The sequence below is a fragment of the Nonomuraea muscovyensis genome (genome assembly GCF_014207745.1).
GTDB lineage: Bacteria > Actinomycetota > Actinomycetes > Streptosporangiales > Streptosporangiaceae > Nonomuraea > Nonomuraea muscovyensis.
This window is the reverse complement of sequence record NZ_JACHJB010000004.1, coordinates 529,464-553,061: the sequence shown is the minus strand read 5'-3', so window position 1 is coordinate 553,061 and position 23,598 is coordinate 529,464. Positions and strand designations below refer to the sequence as shown.

At 72.3% G+C, this 23,598-nt stretch carries 14 protein-coding genes; 5 read left to right on the top strand and 9 right to left on the bottom strand.

The genetic code is table 11. The features are described 5' to 3' along the window. Positions 1–8 precede the first annotated feature (8 nt). Positions 9–935 carry an ABC transporter substrate-binding protein gene (locus FHU36_RS40285; protein WP_185089358.1) on the top strand — a complete coding sequence of 309 codons (927 nt, stop codon included), beginning with the start codon at positions 9–11 and terminating at the stop codon, positions 933–935. A 75-nt stretch (positions 936–1,010) separates the two neighbouring features. Further along, positions 1,011–1,472, top strand: coding sequence for a flavin reductase family protein (locus FHU36_RS40280; RefSeq protein WP_185089726.1), 462 nt, complete (start codon positions 1,011–1,013; stop codon positions 1,470–1,472). 78 nt (positions 1,473–1,550) lie between these two features. Here FHU36_RS40280 and sppA read toward each other — a convergent pair whose 3' ends face one another. The 5 genes from sppA to FHU36_RS40255 form a co-directional block, all read right to left on the bottom strand. Further along, on the bottom strand, positions 1,551–3,248 hold the full coding sequence (gene sppA / locus FHU36_RS40275) for a signal peptide peptidase SppA (RefSeq protein WP_185089357.1): 1,698 nt from the start codon (positions 3,246–3,248) through the stop codon (positions 1,551–1,553). A 122-nt stretch (positions 3,249–3,370) separates the two neighbouring features. Then, a complete protein-coding gene (locus tag FHU36_RS40270; protein ID WP_185089356.1) occupies positions 3,371–5,392 on the bottom strand; it encodes a S8 family peptidase in 2,022 nt (673 codons plus the stop codon). An 86-nt stretch (positions 5,393–5,478) separates the two neighbouring features. After that, positions 5,479–7,683 (bottom strand): 1,4-alpha-glucan branching protein GlgB, encoded by a 2,205-nt coding sequence (gene glgB, locus FHU36_RS40265; protein ID WP_185089355.1) that lies wholly within the window; start codon positions 7,681–7,683, stop codon positions 5,479–5,481. A gap of 136 nt (positions 7,684–7,819) precedes the next feature. After that, positions 7,820–8,971, bottom strand: a complete 1,152-nt coding sequence (locus FHU36_RS40260) for a copper amine oxidase (RefSeq protein ID WP_185089354.1) — start codon at positions 8,969–8,971, stop codon at positions 7,820–7,822. A gap of 1 nt (position 8,972) precedes the next feature. Then, positions 8,973–9,650 carry a hypothetical protein gene (locus FHU36_RS40255; RefSeq protein WP_185089353.1) on the bottom strand — a complete coding sequence of 226 codons (678 nt, stop codon included), beginning with the start codon at positions 9,648–9,650 and terminating at the stop codon, positions 8,973–8,975. A gap of 150 nt (positions 9,651–9,800) precedes the next feature. On the opposite strand from FHU36_RS40255, the gene FHU36_RS40250 reads away from it, so the two are divergent. Continuing rightward, entirely contained in the window at positions 9,801–11,357 is a 1,557-nt protein-coding gene (locus FHU36_RS40250) for an MFS transporter (RefSeq protein WP_185089352.1), read from the top strand. Between the two features lie 52 nt (positions 11,358–11,409). On the opposite strand, the gene FHU36_RS40245 is transcribed toward FHU36_RS40250, so the two are convergent. Beyond that, positions 11,410–14,487, bottom strand: a complete 3,078-nt coding sequence (locus tag FHU36_RS40245; RefSeq protein ID WP_185089351.1) for an ATP-binding protein — start codon at positions 14,485–14,487, stop codon at positions 11,410–11,412. A gap of 130 nt (positions 14,488–14,617) precedes the next feature. Here FHU36_RS40245 and FHU36_RS40240 point away from each other — a divergent pair, with 130 nt between their 5' ends. Further along, complete coding sequence (locus tag FHU36_RS40240) at positions 14,618–15,472, top strand: NAD(P)-dependent oxidoreductase (protein WP_312892171.1); 855 nt, start codon at positions 14,618–14,620, stop codon at positions 15,470–15,472. 28 nt (positions 15,473–15,500) lie between these two features. Here the strand turns inward: FHU36_RS40240 and FHU36_RS40235 are convergent, their stop codons facing one another. From FHU36_RS40235 to FHU36_RS40225, 3 genes are all read right to left on the bottom strand, one after another. After that, entirely contained in the window at positions 15,501–16,874 is a 1,374-nt protein-coding gene (locus tag FHU36_RS40235) for a maltokinase N-terminal cap-like domain-containing protein (protein ID WP_185089350.1), read from the bottom strand. Positions 16,875–16,877: 3 nt separating this feature from the next. Beyond that, the gene (gene treS / locus FHU36_RS40230) at positions 16,878–18,578 is read right to left on the bottom strand and encodes a maltose alpha-D-glucosyltransferase (RefSeq protein ID WP_185089349.1); all 1,701 of its coding nucleotides are present in this window, start codon (positions 18,576–18,578) and stop codon (positions 16,878–16,880) included. A 71-nt stretch (positions 18,579–18,649) separates the two neighbouring features. After that, positions 18,650–20,773: an alpha-1,4-glucan--maltose-1-phosphate maltosyltransferase gene (locus tag FHU36_RS40225; protein WP_185089348.1), complete on the bottom strand. Its 2,124-nt coding sequence runs from the start codon at positions 20,771–20,773 to the stop codon at positions 18,650–18,652. Between the two features lie 237 nt (positions 20,774–21,010). Between FHU36_RS40225 and glgP the strand changes: the two genes are divergently transcribed. Beyond that, entirely contained in the window at positions 21,011–23,593 is a 2,583-nt protein-coding gene (gene glgP, locus FHU36_RS40220; RefSeq protein ID WP_185089347.1) for an alpha-glucan family phosphorylase, read from the top strand. Positions 23,594–23,598: the final 5 nt, after the last annotated feature.

Here is a 23,598-nt window from a genome sequence, read left to right as displayed (position 1 = left end):
AAGTCGTGATGAGACGTAAGTTCGGCACCGCCGCGGTGCTCCTGTCGGCGGCGCTGGCCCTGACGGCCTGTGGCGGCGGAGGGGGCGGGGGCAACCCGCTCGACACGACCAGCGCCGCGCCCAGCGGCTCGGCTCCGGCGGGCGGCGGCGGCAAGGCCGTCATCGGGTCGTTCGACTTCGACGAGAGCGTGCTGCTCGGCTCCATCTACGCGCAGGCGCTGGAGGCCAAGGGTGTGCAGGTCGAGGAGAAGCCGCGCATCGGCAGCCGCGAGGTGGTCTTCGACCAGGTCAAGAGCGGCGGATTGACGATCGTGCCCGAGTACAACGGCAACCTGCTGTCCTTCATCGACCTGAAGGCCACGGCCGCCACGACCGACGACGTCAACGCGGCGTTGAAGGAGAAGCTGCCGCCCGAGCTGGAGGTGCTCGACTCCTCGCCCGCCGAGGACAAGGACACCCTGTCGGTGACCAAGGAGGCACAGGCCAAGGACTCCCTCACCACGATGGAGGACCTGGCCAAGGTGTCGAAGAACATGATCGTCGGCGGCCCGCCGGAGTTCAAGAAGCGCTGGGAGGCCCGCTTCAAGGAGGTCTACGGGCTGGAGTTCAAGGAGTGGAAGCCCACCGGCCCCACCACGGCCGACGCCATCAAGGACGGCACGATCCAGGTCGGCAACGTCTTCAGCACCGACCCGAAGATCGCCGCCAACGGCCTGGTGGCGCTGCAGGACCCGAAGAACATCTTCCCGGCCCAGAACGTCACGCCGCTGCTCAACAAGGCCGCGGCGACCGACACGGTCAAGACCGTGCTCAACGGCGTGTCCGCCAAGCTGACGACGCAGTCGCTGCTCGACATGATGCAGAAGATCTCGGTCAACAAGGACGAGCCCGCCACGGTGGCCAAGGAATGGCTGACCACGAACGGCCTGGGCTGACCGTGCAGGGGCAGGTCTCCCGCGCCGGGGGACCTGCCCGTGGCTGAGTCCGCCGACGGCCTGTTCACCGAGGCCATGGCCCAGCTCGCCGCGGGCGTGGCCGTGATCACCGTACGTGACGGGCGCGACGACCTGGGCGCCACGGTGTCGGCGCTCATGTCCGTCTCGCTGGAACCCCCGCTGGTCCTGGTCAGCCTGGCGAGCCGCGGCTACCTCTGCGAGGTGCTGCTGCGCCAGGACCGCTGGGCGGCCTCCCTGCTGTCGTCCGGCCAGGCCGCCATCGCCAGCCGCTTCGCGACCGCCGGCCGTCCCAGTGCCCGCCTTCTCGTGGCGGGCACCCCCCACCACCGCGGCGAGCACTCCGGCGCGCTGGTCGTGGATGGCGGTGTCGCGGCCCTGGAGGCCGAGACCGTCCAGGTGGTCCCCGCGGGCGACCACACGCTGTTCCTCGGCCGGGTGCTCGCGGTCGGCTACGTCACGCCCGCCCACCAGCCCCTCATCCGCCTACGCGGCCGCTACCGCCCGATGAGCCCGTGAGCCTCGTCGGGCGGTGTCTCGGCGGCCGGTGTCTCGTCGGCTGGTGTCTCAGCGGGCGGTGTCTCGGCGGCCGATGTCTCAGCGGATCGTGTACCAGCCCGGCAGGGTGAGGGGGCCGGAGACGGGCAGGCCGAGGTCGGCGGACAGGCGGGCGAGCGGTCCCCAGGCGTCGAGCCGCACCCTGGCCAGCGCCGCCGCCTTGTCCTCGCTCGACTCCGGCGGGCGCAGCCGCTCCAGCGGGTTGAGCCGCGGGTAGACGCGCACCGGGGCGTCGTCGGCCAGGCCGGCGCGCCTGCGGGCCAGCGCCAGCGCGTCCTCCAGACCGCCCAGCTCGTCCACCAGTCCGCCCTCCCGGGCGTCGGCGCCGGTCCAGACCCGGCCGCGGGCCAGCTCGTGGGCGCGATCCCTGGTCAGCGAGCGCGAGTCGGCCACCTTGCCGACGAAGTCGTCGTAGATGCGGTCCAGCCAGGCGTTGACCCGTTCCCACTGCTCCGGTGAGAAGCCGCGCGTGGTCGAGAACATCCCGGCGTTGGCGCCCTCGGCCACCAGCTCGGAGTTGACGCCGATCTTCTCCAGCAGCTCCGACACCACCGGCTTGCCGCCGAACACCCCGATCGACCCGGTCAGCGTCCCCGGCTGAGCCATGATCACGTCCGCGGCCATGGAGACGAAGTAACCGCCCGAGGCCGCCAGGTCGCCCATGGACACGATCACGGGCTTGACCTTGCGGGTCAGCACGACCTCGCGCCAGATGACGTCGGAGGCGACGTACGAGCCGCCGGGGCTGTCCACCCGGAACACCACGGCCTTGACGTGGTCGTCCCGCCGGGCGGCGCGCAGCGCGGCGCTGACCGTGTCGGAGCCCATCGCCCCGCCCCCGCCCAGCGGGCTGCGGCCGCTGCGGCCGGACCTGATCTGCCCGTGACCGTGCACGAGCGCGATCCCGGCGGCCGTCGGGTTCGGCAGCTTGCGCACGGCGGCGGCCTTGGCGTACCGGGAGACGAACAGCAGATGCGCCTCCTCCCCGGCGGCCTGCTTCACCTCGTCGTACACCTCGTCCCGGTAGGCCAGCCGGTCGACCAGCCCGGCCTCCACCGCCTCGGCCCCGAGGAACGGCCCCCGGTCGACCAGCTCGCGCACCTTGTCCGGGTCGAGCCGGCGCCCTTCGGCGATGCCCGCGACGAACTGCTCCACGACCGACTCGACGATGCGCTCCATCGACTCGCGGTGCGGCTCGGTCATGTGGTCCTGGGTGAAGGTGTTGGCCGCGGTCTTGTACTCGTGACGCTGGCCCATCTCGTAGCCGATGCCCAGCTTGGCCAGAGTGCCCTTGACGAAGCGCTGCTCCAGTGCCACTCCGGTCAGGCCCACGTCGCCGCTCGGCTGCAGGTAGACGCGCTCGAACGCGCTGGCCAGGTAGTACGGCACGGTGCCGTTGCCGAACTCGCCGAACGTCTCGGCGAAGGCGATGGTCAGCTTGCCCGAGGCCCTGAACCTCACCACGGCCTGGCGCAGCTCCTGCACCATGCCCAGCCCCAGCGGGTGGCCGCCGAGCTTGACGACCAGCGCCCTGACCCGGGAGTCGTCGCGGCCGCGCTTGAGCCCCGCCAGCACGTCGGACAGACGAGGCTTGCGCATGGACAGCACGGCGGTGAGCGCATCGCTCGGCGGGCCGTCCGTGAGCCCTTCGGTGAGATCGAGCTCCAGCACCAGCGGTGCGGTGCGCCGCTGGCGGATCCTGTCCACGGTTTCGAAGATCGCCTTGCCTGCATCCATAAAGCCACCCTAAGCGACACATCTCGGACCGGCGCGGCGTTGCCGGACCCTGGTCTGGCCCGGCCGGACAGGCAGACCGGGGACGAGACCGCGTTCGCCAAGCCGTCGTGTTCCTGACGAGGTCAGAGGTTCTTGGTGGCCTTCTTCAACGCGGCACCCGTCGACGTGGAGCTCAGCCGCACCTTCTCCGCGGCGGTGAGCTTCGTGGTGCCGTTCGTCCCGTGGGCCCAGTTGAGCCAGCCCACGAGCAGCGCGCCGTCCAGCCGCTGCCTGGCCGTCTTCGCCGCCTTCAGCGTCCGGTAGGCCGTGCCCAACGTCGAGGCGCGGGTCAGCTCGGGGAAGACCTTGCTGGCCTTCTGCACGAGCTTCAGATAGCAGTTCAGTGTCGCGTCGGGGATCGTGCCGCTGCTGCGGTGGATCTCCACGGCCCACTTCCTGGCCGTCAGGCGCTTGCCGGCCGTGCCTCGGGTGCAGACCGCCGCCGCGGGCCTCGGGGTGACGGTCACCGTGACCGTCACCGTCGGCAGCGGGACGGGGGTCGGCGGCGTGCTCGTGCCGGGCTGGGGGTCGTCGCCCGGGTCGTCCGGCGTGGGGGCGGGGCCGCTGCTGTCGGACGGGTCGGGCTCGGGGTCCCGGCCGGGGCCGCCGGGGGCGGGGGACTGGGTGATCCCCGGCTGCGGGGCCGACCCGGTCAGCGCCGCCAGCACGTCCAGCCGCGGCGTGGTCACCTGCGCGCCGGCCGCCTCGTAGGCGTACGGCCGGCCCGCCGCCCTGAGCTTGTCCACCAGATCCGTGACCTGGGCCTGCGGCGACTGCGCCTTGAGCAGCGCCAGCGCGCCCGCCACGTGCGGGGCCGCCATGGAGGTGCCGCTGTGCACCGCGCCCGAGTCGTCCGGCACGGCCGACTCGACGTCCACGCCCGGCGCGAACAAGTCGAGCAGCGGCCCCCGGTTGGAGAAGTCGGCGATGGCGTCGGCGTCGTCGTTCGCGCCGACCGCCACGGCCGCGGACAGGCAGGCGGGGAACGCGACGCCCTCGTGGAACTCGTTGCCCGCGGCCACCACGGTCGCGGTCCCCTTGGCGAGCAGCGCGTCGACGGCCGGCTTGAAGGCCCGCCCCTCCTCGGTGTCGTCGCAGGAGGTGTCGTAGAGCCCGCCGCCCAGGCTGAGGTTGACGGCGGCGACCGGCCGCTGCAGTCCGGCCACGTACTCCATGGCCAGGCGCAGCGACGACTCGTAGGCCAGCAGGCACGACGGCTCGCCGCAGATCTCCTCGTCGTTCACCCGGCTGAACACCTGCACCGCGACGATCCCCGCGCCCGGCGCCACACCCTTGTCACCGGCGGCGATGCCGGCCACGTGGGTGCCGTGCTCGCACAGGTTCACGCCGCCGTCGAGGCACTTGGCGGTCTCGGCGTCGGCGGCGCCGGGCCCGGTCTGCGTGGCCGCCCCGTTCGGGCAGAGCGACTCCACGCCGGTCTCCACGGCCGAGAAGCACGCCTCCTCCACGATCCGGCCGGTGAAGGCCGGGTGGTCGCGGTCGATCCCCGTGTCGAGGACGGCCACCGCCTGGCCGGTGCCCGTGAAGTTCCGCGCGTGCGCCTGGTCGGCGCCGATCAGCCTGAGGCTGGAGGCCAGCGACGGAGGATAGGTCCGGTCACGGCGGATGCCCGTCACGCGGGGGTCGTCCGCGAGGGCGGCCAGCTCCTCCGCCGTCCCTTCCACGACCATGAACGGCTGCGTCCGGGGGCGCAGCAGCACGTCCACGCTCTCCTCGGCCGCCTGGGCCGCCACCGGCGCGTGCTGGGCCGGGTCGGTCAGCTCGACGATGGCACGCACCCGGCCCTCGTCCAGGGCCAGACCGTCCTCCAGCTTCTCCTCCGGCCCGCCGGGCTCCGTCTCCGTGCCGGGCTCCGTCTCGGTGCCCTCCGGCGGGGTCTCCTCAGCGTCCGTGGCCTCCGGCTCCGCGCCCTCCGGCTCGGCCGCCGAGCCGGGAGCCGGTTCGGCGGTAGGGGCGGGGGCCGGAGCGGGCGTCGGCACCGGTGTCGCCACGGACACGGGCTCCGCGGCGAACGCCGGAACCGTGGGGGCGGCCACGAGCACGGCCAGCACGATGGAGCACACCGTCAGGGGGCGAAGTCGCACGCGTCCTCCGAAAAGGGGGTGATCTTCGGAGTCTAGGAGGAATCACCCGGCGCGCACAGATCCAGAATCCCTTTCTCAGCCAACTTTCATGCGACATCTCCGGGCTTGTCGGATTCGGCGGTTTCGGCGGTCTCAGTGGTTTCGGGGCGTTCCGCGAACAGCCACACCGCCCCCAGCGGCGGCACCCGCAGCCGGGTCGAGTACGGCAGTCCGTGGCACGGGTCGTCGACCGCCTCGACCGCCCCCATGTTGCCGACGCCGCTGCCCCAGTAGTCGTAGGCGTCGGTGTTGAGCGCCTCGGCCCACTGCCCGGCGTACGGCAGCCCGAGGCGGTAGTCCTCGTGCGGCGCCCCGCTGAAGTTGACCACGCACGCCAGCGCCGACCCGTCGGCCGCGTAGCGGACGAACGAGAACGTGTTGCCCGGCGCGTCGTCGGCGTCGATCCACCGGAACCCCTCGGGGTCGGTGTCGCGCTCCCACAGCGCCGGCAGCTCCTTGTAGCGCCGGTTGAGGTCGCGCACGAGCTGCTGCACGCCCCGGTGCCCGTCGAACTCCAGCACCCACCAGTCGAGCCCGCGCTCCTCCGACCACTCCGACCCCTGGCCGAACTCGCCGCCCATGAACAGCAACTGCTTGCCCGGATGCGCCCACATGAACGCCAGCAGCGCGCGCAGCTGCGCGAAGCGCTGCCACTCGTCGCCCGGCATCTTGCCCAGCAGCGAGCCCTTGCCGTGCACGACCTCGTCGTGCGACAGGGGCAGCACGTAGTTCTCGGAGTAGGCGTAGATGAGCGAGAACGTCATCTGATGGTGGTGGTACTGCCGGAAGACCGGCTCATGCTGGAGGTAGGCCAGCGTGTCGTGCATCCAGCCCATGTTCCACTTGAACCCGAACCCGAGCCCGCCCAGGTGCACCGGCCGCGACACGCCCGGCCAGGCCGTCGACTCCTCGGCCACGGTCGAGATGCCCGGGGTCTCCCGGTAGACGACGGAGTTCATCTCCTTGAGGAACTCGACCGCGTCGAGGTTCTCCCGGCCGCCGTAGACGTTCGGCGTCCACTCGCCCTCGCGGCGCGAGTAGTCGAGGTAGAGCATCGAGGCCACCGCGTCCACGCGCAGCCCGTCGATGTGGAAGTCCTTCAGCCAGTAGACGGCGTTGGCCACCAGGAAGTTGCGCACCTCCCTGCGGCCGAAGTCGAAGACGTACGTGCCCCAGTCGGGGTGCTCGCCGCGGGCCGGGTCGGCGTGCTCGTACAGCGGGGTGCCGTCGAAGCGGGCCAGCGCCCAGTCGTCCATGGGGAAGTGCGCGGGCACCCAGTCGAGCAGCACGCCGACGCCCGCCTGGTGCAGCCGGTCCACCAGATGGCGGAACTCGTCGGGTGTGCCGAACCTGGCCGTCGGCGCGTAGTAGGAGGTCACCTGGTAGCCCCACGACCCGCCGAACGGATGCTCGGCCACCGGGAGCAGCTCGACGTGCGTGAAGCCGAGGTCCACCACGTACTCCACGAGCTGCTCGGCCAGCTCCAGGTAGGACAGGCCGGGCCGCCACGACCCCAGGTGCACCTCGTACACGCTCATCGGCGCCTGCTGCGGCGTCGTCCGGCTGCGGAGGGCCATCCACGCGTCGTCCTGCCAGGTGTAGGAGGACTGCTCGACGACCGAGGCCGTCTGCGGCGGCACCTCGGTCCGCCGCGCCATCGGGTCGGCCTTGTCGCGCCACACCCCGTCGGCGCCGAGGATCTGGTACTTGTACCGCTCGCCCGCGCCGATGCCGGGGACGAACAGCTCCCACACCCCCGAGCTGCCGAGCGAGCGCATGGGGTGGGCGGTGCCGTCCCAGTGGTTGAAGTCGCCGACCACCCGGATGCCGCGCGCGTTCGGCGCCCACACGGCGAAGGCGGTGCCCTCGACGTCCTGGTGCCGCAACACGCGCGCGCCCAGCGCCTCCCACAGCCGCTCGTGCCGCCCCTCACCGATGAGGTGCAGGTCCACCTCGCCCAGGGTGGGCCAGTGCCGGTACGGGTCGCGCACCTCGTGCGGCTCGCCGCCGGCGTACTGGACGCTGAGCGTGTAGTCGGGCACCTTGTCGAGCCCGGGCACCGTGATCTCGAACACCCCGTGGGCCTGGTGTCTCATGTCATGGGCGGTCCCGTCCTCCAGCACCACCCGCACCCGCTCGGCAAGCGGGCGCAGGGCCCGGAACGTGACACCGCCCGCGACGGGGTGCGCACCCAGGATCGAATGCGGATCATGGTGCGCCCCGCCCGCGAGGCGGTCGAGCTCTGTCCTCATCGGCATGCTCCCAACCCTGCCCTACGACGACGGTCCAACCCAGGCACTGCCCGCTTTCACCGCGACAATCACCGGAAGTTGTGAATATCACGTTTATGGCTGCTTCGCCGGTGGGGTTGGGGAGGGAGTCGTCCCGTTATGGGGTGGGATTCTTCGCCGTCACGTCGCGCGGGGTGATCCGGAAGCCCTGCCAGTGGATCGGCATCGGGTCGGCGTCCTCGTCGCGGGCGACGTGGTGGAAGCCGACGTTCACCCACAGCACCGGGTCGGTGAGCCGCTCTCGGCCCGCGTACGTGTCGACCGACTTGCGGCAACGCGGCGACGGGTTCTGGGTGGCCAGCCGCTCGCACGCCTTGTACTGGGTGACGTAGAGGTCGGCCCGGGTGAACGCCTCGTCGGCGGGACCGCGGTACTCGGCGCTGTCGGAGTTGTTGATCTCCCACGACATCGGGTGCCGGTCGGTGTTGAGCGCCCCCGGATCGACCACCCGCCACCAGCGCATGCGCTGATTGACCGCCCGGGTCTCGCGGGTGAAGCGGGTGCGCTTCATCGTGCGCTTCTTGGTGCGGTCGCCCGTGAAGTCGTACTGCTCCACCACGTCCCGGGAGGCGCCGTGGACGTCGAAGTCCATCCGCCAGAACACGTTGTGGCTGTGCGACTCCTCGAAGTGGCGGTGTCCGACGCCGATCGGCCAGCCGTGCTTGGGCGTGGTCACCGTGCCGGCCAGCGACCCGGTGGCGCCCAGCCGCGGCGTGATGGCGCCGTCGTCGCCGAAGACGAACTCGGAGACGTAGGTGTACCAGCCGACCTGGTAGGCGGCCAGCACCACCAGCTCGCGTCCCTGCCGCGACCTGCGCTCGGCGGGGTCGCCGTAGCCGTCCTTGAGGTGGGCGTGGCCGCGTGCCCGCTCCAGGACGCACACCTTCTCGGCGCGCCGTTCACCACCGGGGCAGTCGCCGCTGGTCAGCGCGAACGCGGCCTCGCCCATCGAGCCGATGTCGTGGTAGCGCGGCTCGCCGCTGTCGTACGGCACGTGGATCTGTGCGAGCGCGGCGCTGCGCAGCACGCTGGTCGGGCTGCCGCCGCGCGGCGTGTAGACCACCTTGCGCAGGGTCAGCCCCTCGATCGTGCGCATCTCCCAGCACATCTGCCAGCGCGCGCCGTTCGGCAGCGTCTTGTCGACCAGGTACGGCGCGGCGCACGCCGCGGCGGCAGGAGCCGCGACCGTCGCGGGGGAGGCGTGACCGGCTGCGGCGACGAAGGCCGCGAGGGCGAGTCGGAGGAACACGTCACCACTCCAGGGTGTGAACCTTCTTGGCGGACAGGTCGACGACGATGCGGCTGGTGTCGAGGAACGTGCCGTCGGGCAGCCGGACGAACAGGCGCAGGCACCGGTGCCTGGCGCAGGCTCCGCGCGGCGCGGCGTGGATCAGCCCCCGCAGGGCCAGGTCGGCCGCCGATCCCAGTTCGCGGCCGGCGGCCCTGCGGTAGGCGCTCCTGACGCCGTCGCCGAGTCGTGGATCGCGCAGCAGCAGCTCGGCGGCGCGCGCCTCCTCCTGGCGGGACGGCGGCGGCTGCACCCCCGTGTCGGTCACCTCGCGGACGACCCGGCCCTCGCCGAGGTCCACCGTGCGGACGGTCAGCTCGTCACGGGCGTAGTCGTAGACGTACGCCTCGGCCCGCCGTGACCCCTCGCCGTCCTTGCCGTCGTCGCGTTCGACGTAGAGCAGGTGCGCCCGTCCCGCGGCCAGGTGGGAACGCATCCCGGCGGTGGCCAGGGCCCCGGCGCGCTGGATCTCCTCGGTCGTGAGCGGGTCGGCGGGCCCGGGCGCGGCGGCCCGGGCGGCCCGCCCCGCCTGCGCCGTGCCCGATGAGCCCGGCGTGCCGTCGCCCGGCAGCAGCAGGACGAAGGCCGCGAGCCCCGCGGCCACCGCCCCCGACGCCGCGAGCACCACCACTCGCCGCATGCCGTCTCCTTTACTCTTCGTTTGCGAACACCTGCGAAGAGTAATCGGACGGCGCTCGGTTGGCGGCGGAACGGCGATATTCGGCGACCGGGCCCGACGGTGACCTTCCGGTGTTGACCTCAAGCGGACTTGAGTTTCTAGGTTGCATGCATGAGCATAGATCGTGCGGGCAAGCGCGAGTGGACCGGCCTGGCCGTCCTCATCCTGCCCACCCTCCTTCTGTCCATCGACGTGAGCGTGCTGCACCTGGCCGTCCCCGCACTGAGCGCGGACCTGCGGCCGACCGGGGCGCAGCTCCTGTGGATCAACGACATCTACGGGTTTCTCATCGCCGGGTTCCTGATCACCATGGGGACGCTCGGCGACCGCATCGGGCGGCGCAAACTCCTGCTGATCGGGGCGGCGGCGTTCGGTGTCGCCTCCGTGCTGGCCGCCTACGCGCCGAACGCCGAGTCGCTGATCGCCGCGCGGGCGTTGCTGGGCGTCGCCGGGGCGACGTTGATGCCGTCCGTGCTGTCGTTGATCAGCAACATGTTCCGTGATCCGGCCCAGCGAACGGTGGCGATCAGCCTGTGGATGACCGGGTTCACCGGAGGCATGGTGATCGGGCCGCTGGTGGGCGGGGTGCTGCTGGAGCACTTCTGGTGGGGGTCGGTGTTCCTGCTCGGCGCACCGGTCATGGCGGTGCTGCTGGTGGCGGGTCCGCTGCTGCTGCCCGAGTACCGGGCCCCCGGGTCGGGGCGGATCGACCTGCCCAGCGTGGTGCTGTCGATCACGGCGGCGCTGGCCGTCATCTACGGCGTCAAGGAGTTCGCCTCCGGCGCCACCGGCTGGACGCCCGCGCTGTCCGTGGCGGCCGGGCTGGCGCTCGCCGTCGGTTTCGTCCGTCGGCAGCGCACGCTCGCCGACCCGCTCATCGACCTGAAGCTGTTCGCCGAGCGCCGGTTCGGCGGCGCCCTGGCCACGCTCCTGCTGGTCATCATGGTCGGGCCGGGGGTGGGGCTGCTGTCCGGGCAGTACCTGCAGCTCGTGGCCGGGCTGTCGCCGCTGGGGGCCGGGCTGTGGACGCTGCCGCCCACCGTGGCGGTGATCGTGGGGTTCGTGCTGTCGCCGGCGCTGGCCCGCCGCTTCCGGCCCGGGTACGTCGGAGCGGCCGGACTGCTGGTGAGCGTGGCCGGGTTCGTGCTGCTCGCCCAGGTCGGGGCGGGCTCCGGGATCGGGCCGCTGGTGGCCGGGCAGGTGCTGTTCTTCCTCGGCGGGTCGCCGCTGCTGGTGCTGGGCACCGACATGGTGGTGGGCTCCGCGCCGCCCGAGCGGTCCGGCTCGGCGGCGGCCCTGTCGGAGACGGCCCAGGAGTTCGGCGGGGCGCTCGGGCTGGCGCTCTTCGGCAGCCTGGCCGCCGCCGTCTACCGGGCGCGGCTCGCCGTACCGGAGGAAGTGCCCGCCGAGGCGGCCCAGGCGGCCCGCGACACGCTCGGCGGCGCCGCGACCGTCGCGGCGCGCCAGCCGGCGCCCGTCGCGGCCGAGCTGCTGGACGGCGCCAGGGCCGCCTTCACGGACGGTCTCGCCGCGACCGCCGCCGCCGGCGCCGTGGTGCTCCTGGTGGCGGCGATCCTGTCGGCCGTGGCCCTGCGCCAGGTCCCGCCCACCGGCCACCCGCCCACCACCCCCGACCCGGCGGCCGAGAGGGAAACCATCCCCACCTGACCCGACGCGACCGGGCCGCCCCGGGAGGGGAGGCGTCGAGGGGGCGGCGTCGTCAGGCCGGGGCGGGGAGGAGGGTGTCGAGGGGGGCGTCCGCGCCGTCGGTCAGGGCCGCGGCGAGGGCCGCATCGCCCAGCGCGGCACGCACCGCGGCGGTGATCCGGTCCACGTCACCCCGCTCCGCGGGCGGCAGCGGCGCGCCCGCCGAGCCGCGGAGCGCGGCGGCCTTGCCGAGCAGCCGTCCCGCCTCCTCGTGGGCCCCGCCCAGCGCGCGGGCCCCCGCCAGGCCCTCCAGGGCCAGCGCGACGGCCCTGGGGTCGCCGACCTCGCGCGCCGCCTCCAGCGCGTCGAGCTGCGCGGCCAGGGCGGCGGCCGCGTCACCGCGCTGCTCGGCGACGAAGCCCAGCTCGGCCAGGATCAGCGCCGCCCCCGGCGCCCCCGACACCTCCCGCACCCAGTCGATCCACTTGCGCAGCAGCCGCTCGGCCTCGTCGAGCCGCCCCTGCCTGCGGGCGCCGAGCGCCAGCCCCATCTCGGCGAACTCCTCGGCAGGCCGGTTGGACTGCGACACGGCCAGCGCCCTGGCCCGCTCGTGGTAGTCGTCCGCCAGCGCGTGGTCGCCGGTCAGCATGGCGGTCCGGCCCAGCCGCGAGAGCGCGTCGCAGACGGCGGTCAGCAGCCCGAGCTCCTCGGCCATCCGCAGCCCGTCGCGGCGCAGCTCGGCGGCCCGCTCGTAGTCGCCGGTGATCTCGGCGAGCGTGCCGAGGTTCTCGGCGGAGCGCATCTCGCCCCACCGGTCGCCGGCCTCACGGAAGAGGGCCAGGCCGCGCTCGCCGTCGCGGCGCAGCGCGGCGAGGTCGCCGCGCATGCCCGCCCAGCTCGCCCGTACGCTCAGCGCGGCGGCCGTGCCCCACCGGTCGCCCAGGGACTCGCACGCCGCCAGCGCCGACTCGACCAGGCCCACGCTCACCGACAGGTCGTCGAAACCGAAGCTCGCGTAGCCGATGAACCACCGCGCCCGCGCCCGTCGCACCGGGTCGGCCACGGCCTCGAACAGGTCCGGGTCGACCGGGCGCAGCCGTCCGGACAGCAGGGTCAGTCCGTCGAGCCAGAGCCGGGCCTGGGCGTCGCCGGAGACGGACACCGCCTTCTCCAGCGCCCGCCGGCCCTCGCCGAACCTGCCGCGCAGCACCCAGTACCAGGCCATCGCGTTGACCAGCCGCACCGCCTCGTCCGCGGCGCCCAGCCGGACGGCGTGCTCGATGGCGGCCCGCACGTTGGCGTTCTCGGCGTCGAGCAGCGCGAGGTGGTGACGCTGCCCGTGGCCGCGCAGGTGCGGCTCGGCCCGCTCGGCCAGCCCGGCGTAGTGGCGGGCGTGCCGCAGCCTCAGCTCGGCCAGCTCGCCGGCCTCGGCCAGCCGCTCGACGCAGTAGGCGGCCACGGACTCCAGCAACCGGTATCTGCCGTCGGCCGTCGGCACCACCAGCGAGCGGTCCACGAGCCGGGTCAGCGTGTCGAGGACGTCCAGGCCGGGCTGGGCGCACACGGCCCCGGCCGCCTCCAGCGTGCAGCCGCCGGCGTGCACGGCGAGCCGCCGCAGCACGAGCCGTTCCTCCTCGGTGAGCGGCTCCCAGCTCCAGTCGATCATGGCGCGGAGCGTCTGCTGCCGGGCCGGCCCGCCGCGCCGCCCCACGGCGAGCACCCGGAACCGGTCGTCCAGGCGGTCGGCGAGCCCGCGCGGCGTCAGCGCCCGCATGCGGGTGGCGGCGAGCTCCAGGGCGAGCGGCAGCCCGTCCAGCCGCGCGCAGACCTCCGCGACGGCCTCCTCGTCGTCCAGCTCGACCCCCGCGCGGGCCCGCAGCAGCTCCGCGGCCGCCTCGCCGCCGAGCGGCGGCACCGTCCACAGGGTCTCGCCCGCGATCCGCAGCGGCTCCCGGCCGGTCGCCAGGATCCGCAAACCGGGTGCCGCCCGCAGCAGCCGCTCGGCCAGCGCGGCGACCTCCTCGACCACGTGTTCGCAGTTGTCCAGCACGAGCAGCGTGTCGCCGGCGCGCAACGCGGCGGCGAGCCGGTCGGCCATCGGGGCGGGCACGTCGTCACGCAGCCCCAGCACCGTGGCCACGGCCTCCTGCACCTCGGCGGGGGAGGCCGACGTCAGCTCGGCCAGCTCGACCAGCCACACGCCGCCGGGAAACGCCCGGCCCGGGTCGGCGGCGACCTCCAGCGCCAGCCGGGTCTTGCCGACCCCGCCGGGGCCCGAGAGCGTGACGAGGCGGTTGGCCGACAGCAGCGCCCGGACCTCGGCCACCGCCGCGTCCCGGCCGATCAGGGGGGTGAGCGGCGCGGGCAGGTTGGTGGCGGGCGGGATGGGCGGCCGGCTGGGTGGTCCAAGCGCGGGGTCCTGCTCCAGGATCGCCTGGTGCAGCGCGGCCAGCTCGGGACCGGGGTCCACGCCCAGCTCGGTGGCCAGCCGCCCGCGCAGGTCGGCGTAGCTCGCCAGCGCCTCGCTCTGCCTGCCCGCCTGGTAGAGGGCCCGCAGGTGCACGGCGCGCAGCCGCTCGCGCAGCGGATGCTCGGTCACCGGGCCGGCCAGCTCGGCGGCGAGCGGCCCGTGCTCGCCCAGCGCGAGGCGGGTCTCGGCCAGTTCCTCCAGGGCGGCCAGCCGCTGCTCGTCCAGCCGCGCGATCTCGGTGCGGGCGAACTCCTCGTCGGCGAAGTCGGCGTACGCCGGTCCGCGCCACAGCTCCAGCGCCTCGGTGAGCAGCGCGCGCCGGGCGTGGAGGTCGGCGTCGCGCCGGGCCCGGTCGAGCAGGGCGCGGAACCGGCCCGCGTCGACGTCCTCGGCCGCGGCGCGCAGCAGGTAGCCGGGCGCGCGGAAGGCGACCAGCTCGCGGTCGCCGAGCGCCCTGCGCAGCTGCGACACCTTCACCCGAAGCGCGGCGGGCGCGTCACCCGGCGGACGCCCGCCCCACAGATCGGCGATCAGCCGGTCGGCGGATACGGGCGCGCCCCGGTGGACGAGCACGTGGACGAGCAGGTCGGCCAGCAGCGCGCGGACCTTCGCCTCGGGCACCTGGACCGGCTCGCCCCCCTGGCCCCACACCGTCAACGGGCCCAGCACCCCGAATCGCATCAGCCCCCCCATAACCCTCTCCGAACGGAACCATAACCGGCGCCTCCGACAGTGGACTCCGGCGACCCGGAACGCCGTCCGGCGACCCGGAACAGCTCCTGGCAATCCCGAACACGTAAGGAACACCGCAGTGGCGACAGATATCTCGATCCTCGGACTGGGCCTGATGGGCAGCGCGCTGGCCGGCACCCTGCTCAAGGCGGGTCACCGGGTCACCGTATGGAACCGTTCGGCCGCGAAGGCCGAGCCGCTGGCCGCCCAGGGCGCCGCCGTCGCCGCCACGGCGGCCGAGGCCGTGCTGGCGAGCCCGCTGGTGATCGTCTGCGTGCTCGACTACGCCGCCACCCGGCAGCTCCTCGACGGCGCCGACCTCGCGGGCCGCACCGTGCTGAACCTCACCAACGGCCGACCCGCCGAGGCGCGCGAGACGGCCGCGTGGGTGACCGGGCTGGGCGGCGACTACCTGGACGGCGGCATCATGGCCGTGCCGCAGATGATCGGCGCGCCGGGCGCGCTCATCCTCTACAGCGGCTCGCCGGCGGCCTTCGACCGGCACGAGCCCGCCCTGACCGCCCTGGCCGAGCCCCGTTACCTGGGTGAGGACCCCGGTCTGGCCCCGCTGTACGACCTGGCCATGCTCACCGGCATGTACGGCCAGTTCGCCGGCTTCCTCAGCGCGGCGGCCCTGATCGCCTCGGAGCGACGGTCCGTGGCCGAGTTCACCGAGTCGCTGCTGGTGCCGTGGCTGCACGCGATGGCCGCCATCACGCCGCCCATGGGCACGCAGATCGACGCGGCGGACCACGCCACCGACGTCGCCAACCTGGAGGTGAACCGGGTGGCCCTGGCCAACCTGGAGACCACCTTCCGGGAGCAGGGCGTCAGGCCGGACCTGCTGCTGCCGTTGAAGGCCATCGTCGACCGGCGGGTCGCCGGCGGGCACGGTGCCGAGGACCTGTCCGCCCTGGTCGAGGAGCTGCGCTGAGCCGTTCGGCTGACGGGCGGCTGACCCGTCAGAGGTCGTCGCGGCGGAAGGCGGCCAGGGGGATGCCGATCCACGTCGGCCGGTTGCGGGCCTCGTAGACGACCTCGTACACCGCCTTGGACAGCTCGAACGCGCGCAGCAGGGCCGCGTCGCCCGCCGTGATGGTGCCGCCGCCGTCCACGTACCCGTCGAGGAATGCGGCGCGGTTGCGCGCCGACCACTCCTCGGCGCGGCCCTCCAGCGTGGCCGCGTCCGGATGGTCGGCCAGCAGGTGGCGGGCCGCGTAGTCGAACGAGCGCAGCATCCCCGCCACGTCGCGCAGCGGCGAGGACAGGGCGCGGCGCTCGGCCAGCGGCTGGCCCGGCTCGCCTTCGAAGTCGAGAACCACCCAGTCGTTGGTCGTGCGCATCACCTGGCCGAGGTGGTAGTCGCCGTGGACCCGCTGCACGGGCACCTCGCCGGCCAGTTCCTCCACCCGGTGGTAGGCGGCCTCCAGCGCGCCGACGTGCTCGCGCAGCTCGGGCACCTCGGCCACGGCGCCGTCCAGCTTGCGGCGGAACCCCTCCGCCATCCGCTTGACCTCGTGCAGCTCGACGACGCCGGTGGGGAAGGCGGCGGCCAGTTCCTGGTGCACGCGGGCGGTGGCGGCGCCCAGCCGGTGCGACTCGGCGGCGAAGTCGCCGCCCGCGTCGGCCGCCGCGATGCCGGGCATCTGGTTGTAGAAGTCGCGGACGCTGGTCAGCGCGAGGTCCCAGCCGTCGGTGGAGTTGGCCAGGAACTCCTGCATGATCGCCAGCGTGGTGGGGATGCCGTCGAGGTCGGTCTCCATCCAGCCGTACGGCTGGGCGATGTGCGGTGCGCCCCGCTCGGCCAGTGCGGTGACGATCTCCAGCTCGGGGTTCACCCCGGGGATGAGGCGGCGGAACAGCTTGCAGATGTAGGCCTCGCCGAACACGAGCGAGGTGTTGGACTGCTCGGCGCCGAGCACCAGGCTGCGCAGGGAGGTGTCGATGGACACGCCGGGCAGGTGCCGGAAGCGCACCTCGCCCCAGCCGCAGTCCTCGGCCATGCAGTCGAGCAGCCGGCCCGTCAGCTCCGTGTCGTGGACGGCGTCGTAGACGTACCACTCCTCGCGTGACGGGCCGCCGTCGAAGGCGTACGGGCCGTGCGGGCCGATCAGGGCGTGCTTGAGCCCGTCGGGCAGCTCGCCGCGCATCCCCAGCAGGATCTGGTAGCGGTCGCCGGAGCCGCCCTGCCGGACCGACACGACGAGATGGCGCAGGCCGGGGTCGCCGGAGTTGATCGTGACGTCCGACTCGATCGACAGCGCGTCGATCGGGCGCCCCTTGCCGCCGAACCAGCGTTGGCGGGCGATCCATGCGGCAAGGAGCTCGTCGAGCACGTCCTACTCCTCCTGGGTGCGCGGCGGCGGCAGGGTGAACCAGTAGAAACCATGCCCAGGAAGCGTCAAAAGATACGGAAGTTCGCCAATTGGCGGGAATGGGACCCCACCCATCGTCTCAACGGGGGAGACGCCGACGAATCTCCGCAGGTCCAGCTCGACCGGCTGGGGGAAGCGCGACAGGTTGTTCACGCACAGCATCCGGTCGTCGCCCAGCTCGCGGACGAACGCCAGCACGCTCGGGTTGGAGGAGTTGAGCTCGGCGAACCCGCCCAGCCCGAACACCGGGTGCCGCTTGCGGATCTCGATCATGCGGCGGGTCCAGTGGAGCAGCGAACCGGCGTTCTTCTGCTGCGCCTCGACGTTGAGGCCCTGGTAGCCGTAGATCGGATCCATGATCACCGGCAGGTAGAGCCGGCCGGGGTCGCAGTGGGAGAAGCCGGCGTTGCGGTCGGGGTCCCACTGCATCGGGGTGCGCACCCCGTCGCGGTCGCCGAGCCAGATGTTGTCGCCCATGCCGATCTCGTCGCCGTAGTAGAGCACCGGCGAGCCGGGCAGCGACAGCAGCAGCGCGGTGAACAGCTCGATCTGGTTGCGGTCGTTCTCCAGCAGGGGGGCCAGGCGCCGGCGGATGCCGACGTTGGCCCGCATCCGCGGGTCCTTGGCGTACTCGGCGTACATGTAGTCGCGTTCCTCGTCCGTCACCATCTCGAGCGTCAGCTCGTCGTGGTTGCGGAGGAAGATGCCCCACTGGCAGTTCTCCGGGATCTTCGGCGTCTGGGCCAGGATCTCGGAGATGGGGTAGCGCGACTCGCGGCGCACCGCCATGAAGATGCGCGGCATCAGCGGGAAGTGGAAGGCCATGTGGCACTCGTCGCCGCCGCCGACCGGGTCGCCGAAGTACTCCACCACGTCCGAGGGCCACTGGTTGGCCTCGGCCAGCAGCACGCGGTCGGGGTAGAGCCGGTCCACCTCGGTCCGGACGCGCTTGAGGTACGCGTGCGTCCTGGACAGGTTCTCGCAGTTGGTGCCCTCCTCCTCGAACAGGTAGGGCACGGCGTCCAGCCGGAAGCCGTCGATGCCGAGGTCGAGCCAGAACCGCAGGACCTCCAGCATGGCGTCCTGGACGTCGGGGTTCTCGTAGTTGAGGTCGGGCTGGTGGTGGAAGAACCGGTGCCAGTAGTACTGGCCGCGCACCGGGTCGTAGGTCCAGTTGGACGTCTCGGTGTCGATGAAGATGATCCGCGCGTCGGAGTAGCCGGAGTCGTCGTCGGCCCAGACGTAGAAGTCGCCGAACGGACCCTCCGGGTCGTGGCGCGAGGCCTGGAACCAGGGATGGGCGTCGCTGGTGTGGTTCATCACCAGGTCGGCGATGACGCGCATGCCGCGCTTGTGCGCCTCGTCGACGAGCTTCACGAAGTCGCCCAGGTCGCCGAACTCGGGCAGGATCTTCATGAAGTCGGCGATGTCGTACCCGCCGTCACGCAGCGGAGACTCGTACAGCGGCAGCAGCCACAGGCAGTCGACGCCGAGCCACTGCAGGTAGTCGAGCTTGTCGATCAGGCCCTTGATGTCGCCGGTCCCGTCGCCGTTGGAGTCGGCGAAGCCCCTGATCAGGACCTCGTAGAAGACGGCACGCTTGTACCAGTAGGGGTCGCGAGGCTTTTCCTCGTCGAAGGAGTTGGGTATGGGTGTGGAGCTCATGAGCCCTCCTTGGCGTGGCTCATGAGGGAGGCGCTAACACACACGTCGAAGACTCCCCGCTGAATTCAGTTCTACCGTGGCGCGGCTCGGACGGTGAAGATGTGGGCAGGCTGGATATGGGGATCGAGTCGTACATAATTCCGCTGCCGCCAACGATACGACTCTCCGGACAACTCGTCGTCCACCACGAACTCCGCGTTCCAGTCGAGTCCCAGGGCGGGCAGATCGAGATCGACCATGCCCTCATGGGTGTGGTGCGGGTCGAGGTTGATGACCGCCATGACCACGTCGCCCATGCCGTGCCGTCGTGTGGCCGGATCATAGGCGCCCGGGAGCCGCTTGGAGACGCAGACCATGTCCGGTTGGTCCACCCGGTGGAACCGTAGGTTACGCAATTCCTGCAGAGCCGGATGGGCTCTTCGGAACAAATTCAGACTGGTGATGAACGGCGCCAGACTGCGCCCTTCTCGCTCCGCGGATTCCCAATCGCGAGGTCTGTACTGGTATTTCTCGCTATCGAGATATTCCTCGCTTCCCGGGCGAACTGGGATATTCTCCCCGAGCTCGTATCCGGAATACACGCCCCACGTCGGCGAGGCGACGGCGGCGAGCACGGCCCGGATCTTGAACGCGGGTATCCCGCCGTGCTGCAGGTACTCGTGCAGGATGTCGGGCGTGTTGACGAACAGGTTGGGCCGCAGGATGTGCGACGTCTCCTGGGCCAGCTCCGACAGGTAGGACTCCACGTCGGCCTTGGAGTTCTTCCACGTGAAGTACGTGTAGGACTGGTGATAGCCGACCTTGGCCAGCGTCTGGAGCATCGCCGGCCGGGTGAACGCCTCCGCCAGGAAGATCACGTCCGGGTCGGTGGCGTGGATGTCGGCCAGCAGCCGCTCCCAGAAGGCCACGGGCTTGGTGTGCGGGTTGTCCACCCGGAAGATCCGCACCCCGTGGTCCATCCAGTGCCGCACGACCCGCTTGACCTCGGCGTAGATGCCCTCCGGGTCGCGGTCGAAGTTGAGCGGGTAGATGTCCTGGTACTTCTTCGGCGGGTTCTCGGCGTACGCGATCGTGCCGTCGGCCCGGATCGTGAACCACTCCGGGTGCTCCCTGACCCACGGATGGTCGGGGGAGCACTGCAGGGCCAGGTCGAGCGCGACCTCCATGCCCAGCTCGCGGGTGCGGACGACGAACTCGTCGAAGTCGTCGATCGTGCCCAGGTCGGGATGGATCGCGTCGTGCCCGCCGTCCTCCGACCCGATCGCCCACGGCGAGCCGGGATCGTCGGGCTCGGGGCTCAGCGTGTTGTTGCGTCCCTTGCGGAAGGTGTGGCCGATCGGGTGGATCGGCGGCAGGTAGATGACGTCGAAGCCCATCTTGGCCACGGCCGGCAGCCGCTTGGCCGCGGTCTGGAAGGTGCCCGACTTCGACACGCCGGCCCCGTCGACGATCGCCCCCTCCGATCGGGGGAAGAACTCGTACCACGAGCCGTACAGGGCGCGGCGCCGGCTGACCCGGACCTTCCGCGGCCGCGACCTGGTCACCATGTCGCGCAGCGGATGCGCCGCCAGCAGGGCCGCGGTCTCGGGCATCTGCGCCACGGAGAGCCTGGCGCGCGGGTCGCGGTCGCCGTCGCGCAGGGTCGCGGCGACCGTCAGCAGCGCGGCCCGGTGCCCGCACGCGCTCTCGGCCGAGCCGTTCGCCTGCTTGGCGGCCTGCCTGGCGGACCGGGGCTGCGCCGGGACGTGCCCGTTCCTGGCCTGCGGCGTCGTGCGGCCGTTCGGCGCCGGGCAGTCGGCCTGCCGGACGGCGCGGGCGGCCCGCTCGAACAGCCGCGCGCCCTCCTCGCACATCAGGTCGACGTCCATGCCGCGGGGGATCTTGATCTCGGCGTCGTGCAGCCACGTCGCGATCGGGTCGCTCCACGCCTCCACGCGGAACAGCCAGTCGCCCTCGGCGGGCAGGCAGACGTCGACGGCCCAGCGGTCGGTGCCGGGCGCCATCTCGCGCATCGGTCTCAGGCGGCCACGCTGCCCGTCGGGCGCGGTGAGCACCACGCCCGCGGCCACGGCATCGTGACCTTCTCTGAACACCGTCGCCGAGACCTCGAAGGTCTCGCCGGCGACGGCCTTGGCGGGCCACTGCCCGCAGTCGACGACAGGGCGGATGTCCGTGATGGGAATTCTTCCGATCATCGCATCTCAAGGTTGCGACGGCACGCTCGGTGCCGCCGGAGGCTTCCGTGGCAAGAACGATCCTTGCATGTAAATTGTGGGCAGCAGTGGATAGACCTCCCGTGTCCCCGGGAGAACTGACAATGGTGGAAGTTGCCCCAATAGTCTCTCTTCATGCTTCTTCCCGGAAGGGGTTTGAAAGCCGTTGTTGAGGGTGAGGGTCTGACAGGTCCCTCCTAGCCCGTAGGGTGCACGAACGTGAGAGCTATCCGCCGGTTTACCGTACGCACCGTCTTGCCCCAGGAGCTGAGCGCACTCGGCGAGCTGGTTCACAACCTGCGCTGGTCTTGGCATCCCGAGACCACCGACCTCTTCGCCGAGGTCGACCCCCGCCTGTGGGAACAGGTGGGGCACGACCCGGTGGCGCTGCTCGGCGCCGTCGACCCGGCCCGGCTGACCGAGTTGGCCGCCGACCGGCGCTTCCTGCGCCGGCTCGCCGACGCGGCCGACGACCTGCGCGAGTACATGACCGCGCCGCGCTGGTACCAGACCCTGCCGGACGCCGCCCGGGCCATCGCCTACTTCTCCCCCGAGTACGGGATCGCCGCCCCCCTGCCGCAGTACTCCGGCGGCCTCGGCATCCTGGCCGGTGACCACCTCAAGGCCGCCAGCGACCTCGGCGTGCCGATCCTCGCGGTCGGCCTGCTCTACCGCCACGGCTACTTCACCCAGTCGCTCTCCCCGGAGGGCTGGCAACTGGAGCACTACCCGTCGCTCGACGCGGGCGGGCTGCCGCTGGCCCTGCTCAAGGAGGAGGACGGCACCCCGGTCAAGATCCGGGTCGGCCTGCCCGAGGGCCGCACGCTGCACGCGCAGCTCTGGGTGGCGCAGGTCGGCCGGGTGCCGCTGCTACTGCTCGACTCCGACGTGGCCGACAACGACACCGCCGCCCGCGACGTCACCGACCGCCTCTACGGCGGCGGCACCGACCACCGCCTCATGCAGGAGCTGCTGCTGGGCGTCGGCGGCGTGCGGGCCATCCGCGCCTACTGCCGCATCACCGGCCACCCCGAGCCGGAGGTGTTCCACACCAACGAGGGCCACGCCGGCTTCCTCGGCCTCGAACGCATCCGCGAGCTTACCGAGGCCCGCCTGTCGTTCGACGAGGCGCTCGAAGCCGTCCGCGCCGGCACCGTCTTCACCACCCACACGCCCGTGCCCGCCGGCATCGACAGGTTCCCCCGGGACATGATCGAGCGCCACTTCGGCGGCGACAACGCCTGGCCGACCGTCGAGGTCGAGCGCATCCTGGCCCTCGGCGCCGAGGACGATCCGGGCCGCTTCAACATGGCGATCATGGGGATGCGGCTCGCCCAGCGCGTCAACGGCGTGTCGAAGCTGCACGGCCAGGTCAGCCGGGAGATGTTCAAGAGCCTGTGGCCCGGCTTCGACCTCGACGAGGTGCCGATCGGCTCCATCACCAACGGCGTGCACGCCCCCACCTGGGTCGGCCGCGAGCTGATGGAGCTGGCCGGGCGCGAGCTGCCGTCCGTGGTCGAGCGCGGACGCGGCTGGGACGGCGTGCAGAAGATCTCCGACGACGACATCTGGGAGATCAGGGGCGTGCTGCGGCGCCGCCTGGTCGAAGGCGCCCGGGTCAGGCTGCGCCAGTCGTGGCGCGATCGCGGCGCCTCCGACGCCGAGCTGGGCTGGATCGACGACGCGCTCGACCCCGAGGTGCTGACCATCGGTTTCGCCCGGCGCGTGCCGTCCTACAAGCGGCTCACGCTCATGCTGCGCGACCCCGAGCGGCTCCGGAGCCTGCTGCTCGACCCCGTCAAGCCGGTCCAGATCGTCATCGCGGGCAAGGCGCACCCCGCCGACGAGGGCGGCAAGAAGCTGATCCAGCAGATCGTGAAGTTCGCCGACGAGGCCGACGTGCGGCACCGCATCGTGTTCCTGCCCGACTACGACATGGCGCTCGGCCAGCTCATGACGCAGGGCTGCGACGTCTGGCTGAACAACCCGCTGCGGCCACTGGAGGCGTCCGGCACCTCGGGCATGAAGTCGGCGCTGAACGGCGGGCTCAACCTGTCGATCCGCGACGGCTGGTGGGACGAGTGGTACGACGGCACCAACGGCTGGGCCATCCCCACCGCCGACGGCGTGCTCGACACCGACAAGCGCGACGAGCTGGAGGCCGGCGCCCTGTACGACCTGATCGAGCACGAGGTTTCCGACCGTTTCTACGACCGGGCCGGCGACGGGCTGCCGCGCCGCTGGCTGGAGATGGTCAAGCACACGCTGGCCTCGCTCGGCCCCAAGGTGCTGGCCGGCCGGATGTTGCGCGACTACGTGGTCGAGCTCTACACGCCGGCCGCGCAGGCCGCCCGCGCCCTGTCCGCCGACTCCTACGCCGGGGCCAAGGCGTTCGCCGCCTGGCGGCTGCGGGTGGCCAAGGCGTGGCCCGGCGTGCGGGTGGAGCACGTCGAGGGCTCCGGCGTCGGTGACACCCCCGAGGTCGGCGCCGCGCTGGAGCTGCGCGCCACCATCGCGCTCGGCGACCTCAAGCCCGACGACGTGCTGGTCCAGGCCGCCTACGGCCGGGTCGGCCCGCACGACGAGCTGGAGCACCCGGCCTACCTGTCGCTGACGCCCACCGACGTGGACGACGACGGGCGCGCCCACCACACCGGCGTGGTGCCGCTCGACCGCACCGGCCCGTTCGGCTACACCGTGCGCGTGGTGCCCCACCACCCGCTCGCCGCCTCACCGGCCGAGCTGGGGCTGATCACCGTCCCCGAGGAGCCGGTCGGGATGACCAACGGCACCCTCAGGTGACGGCC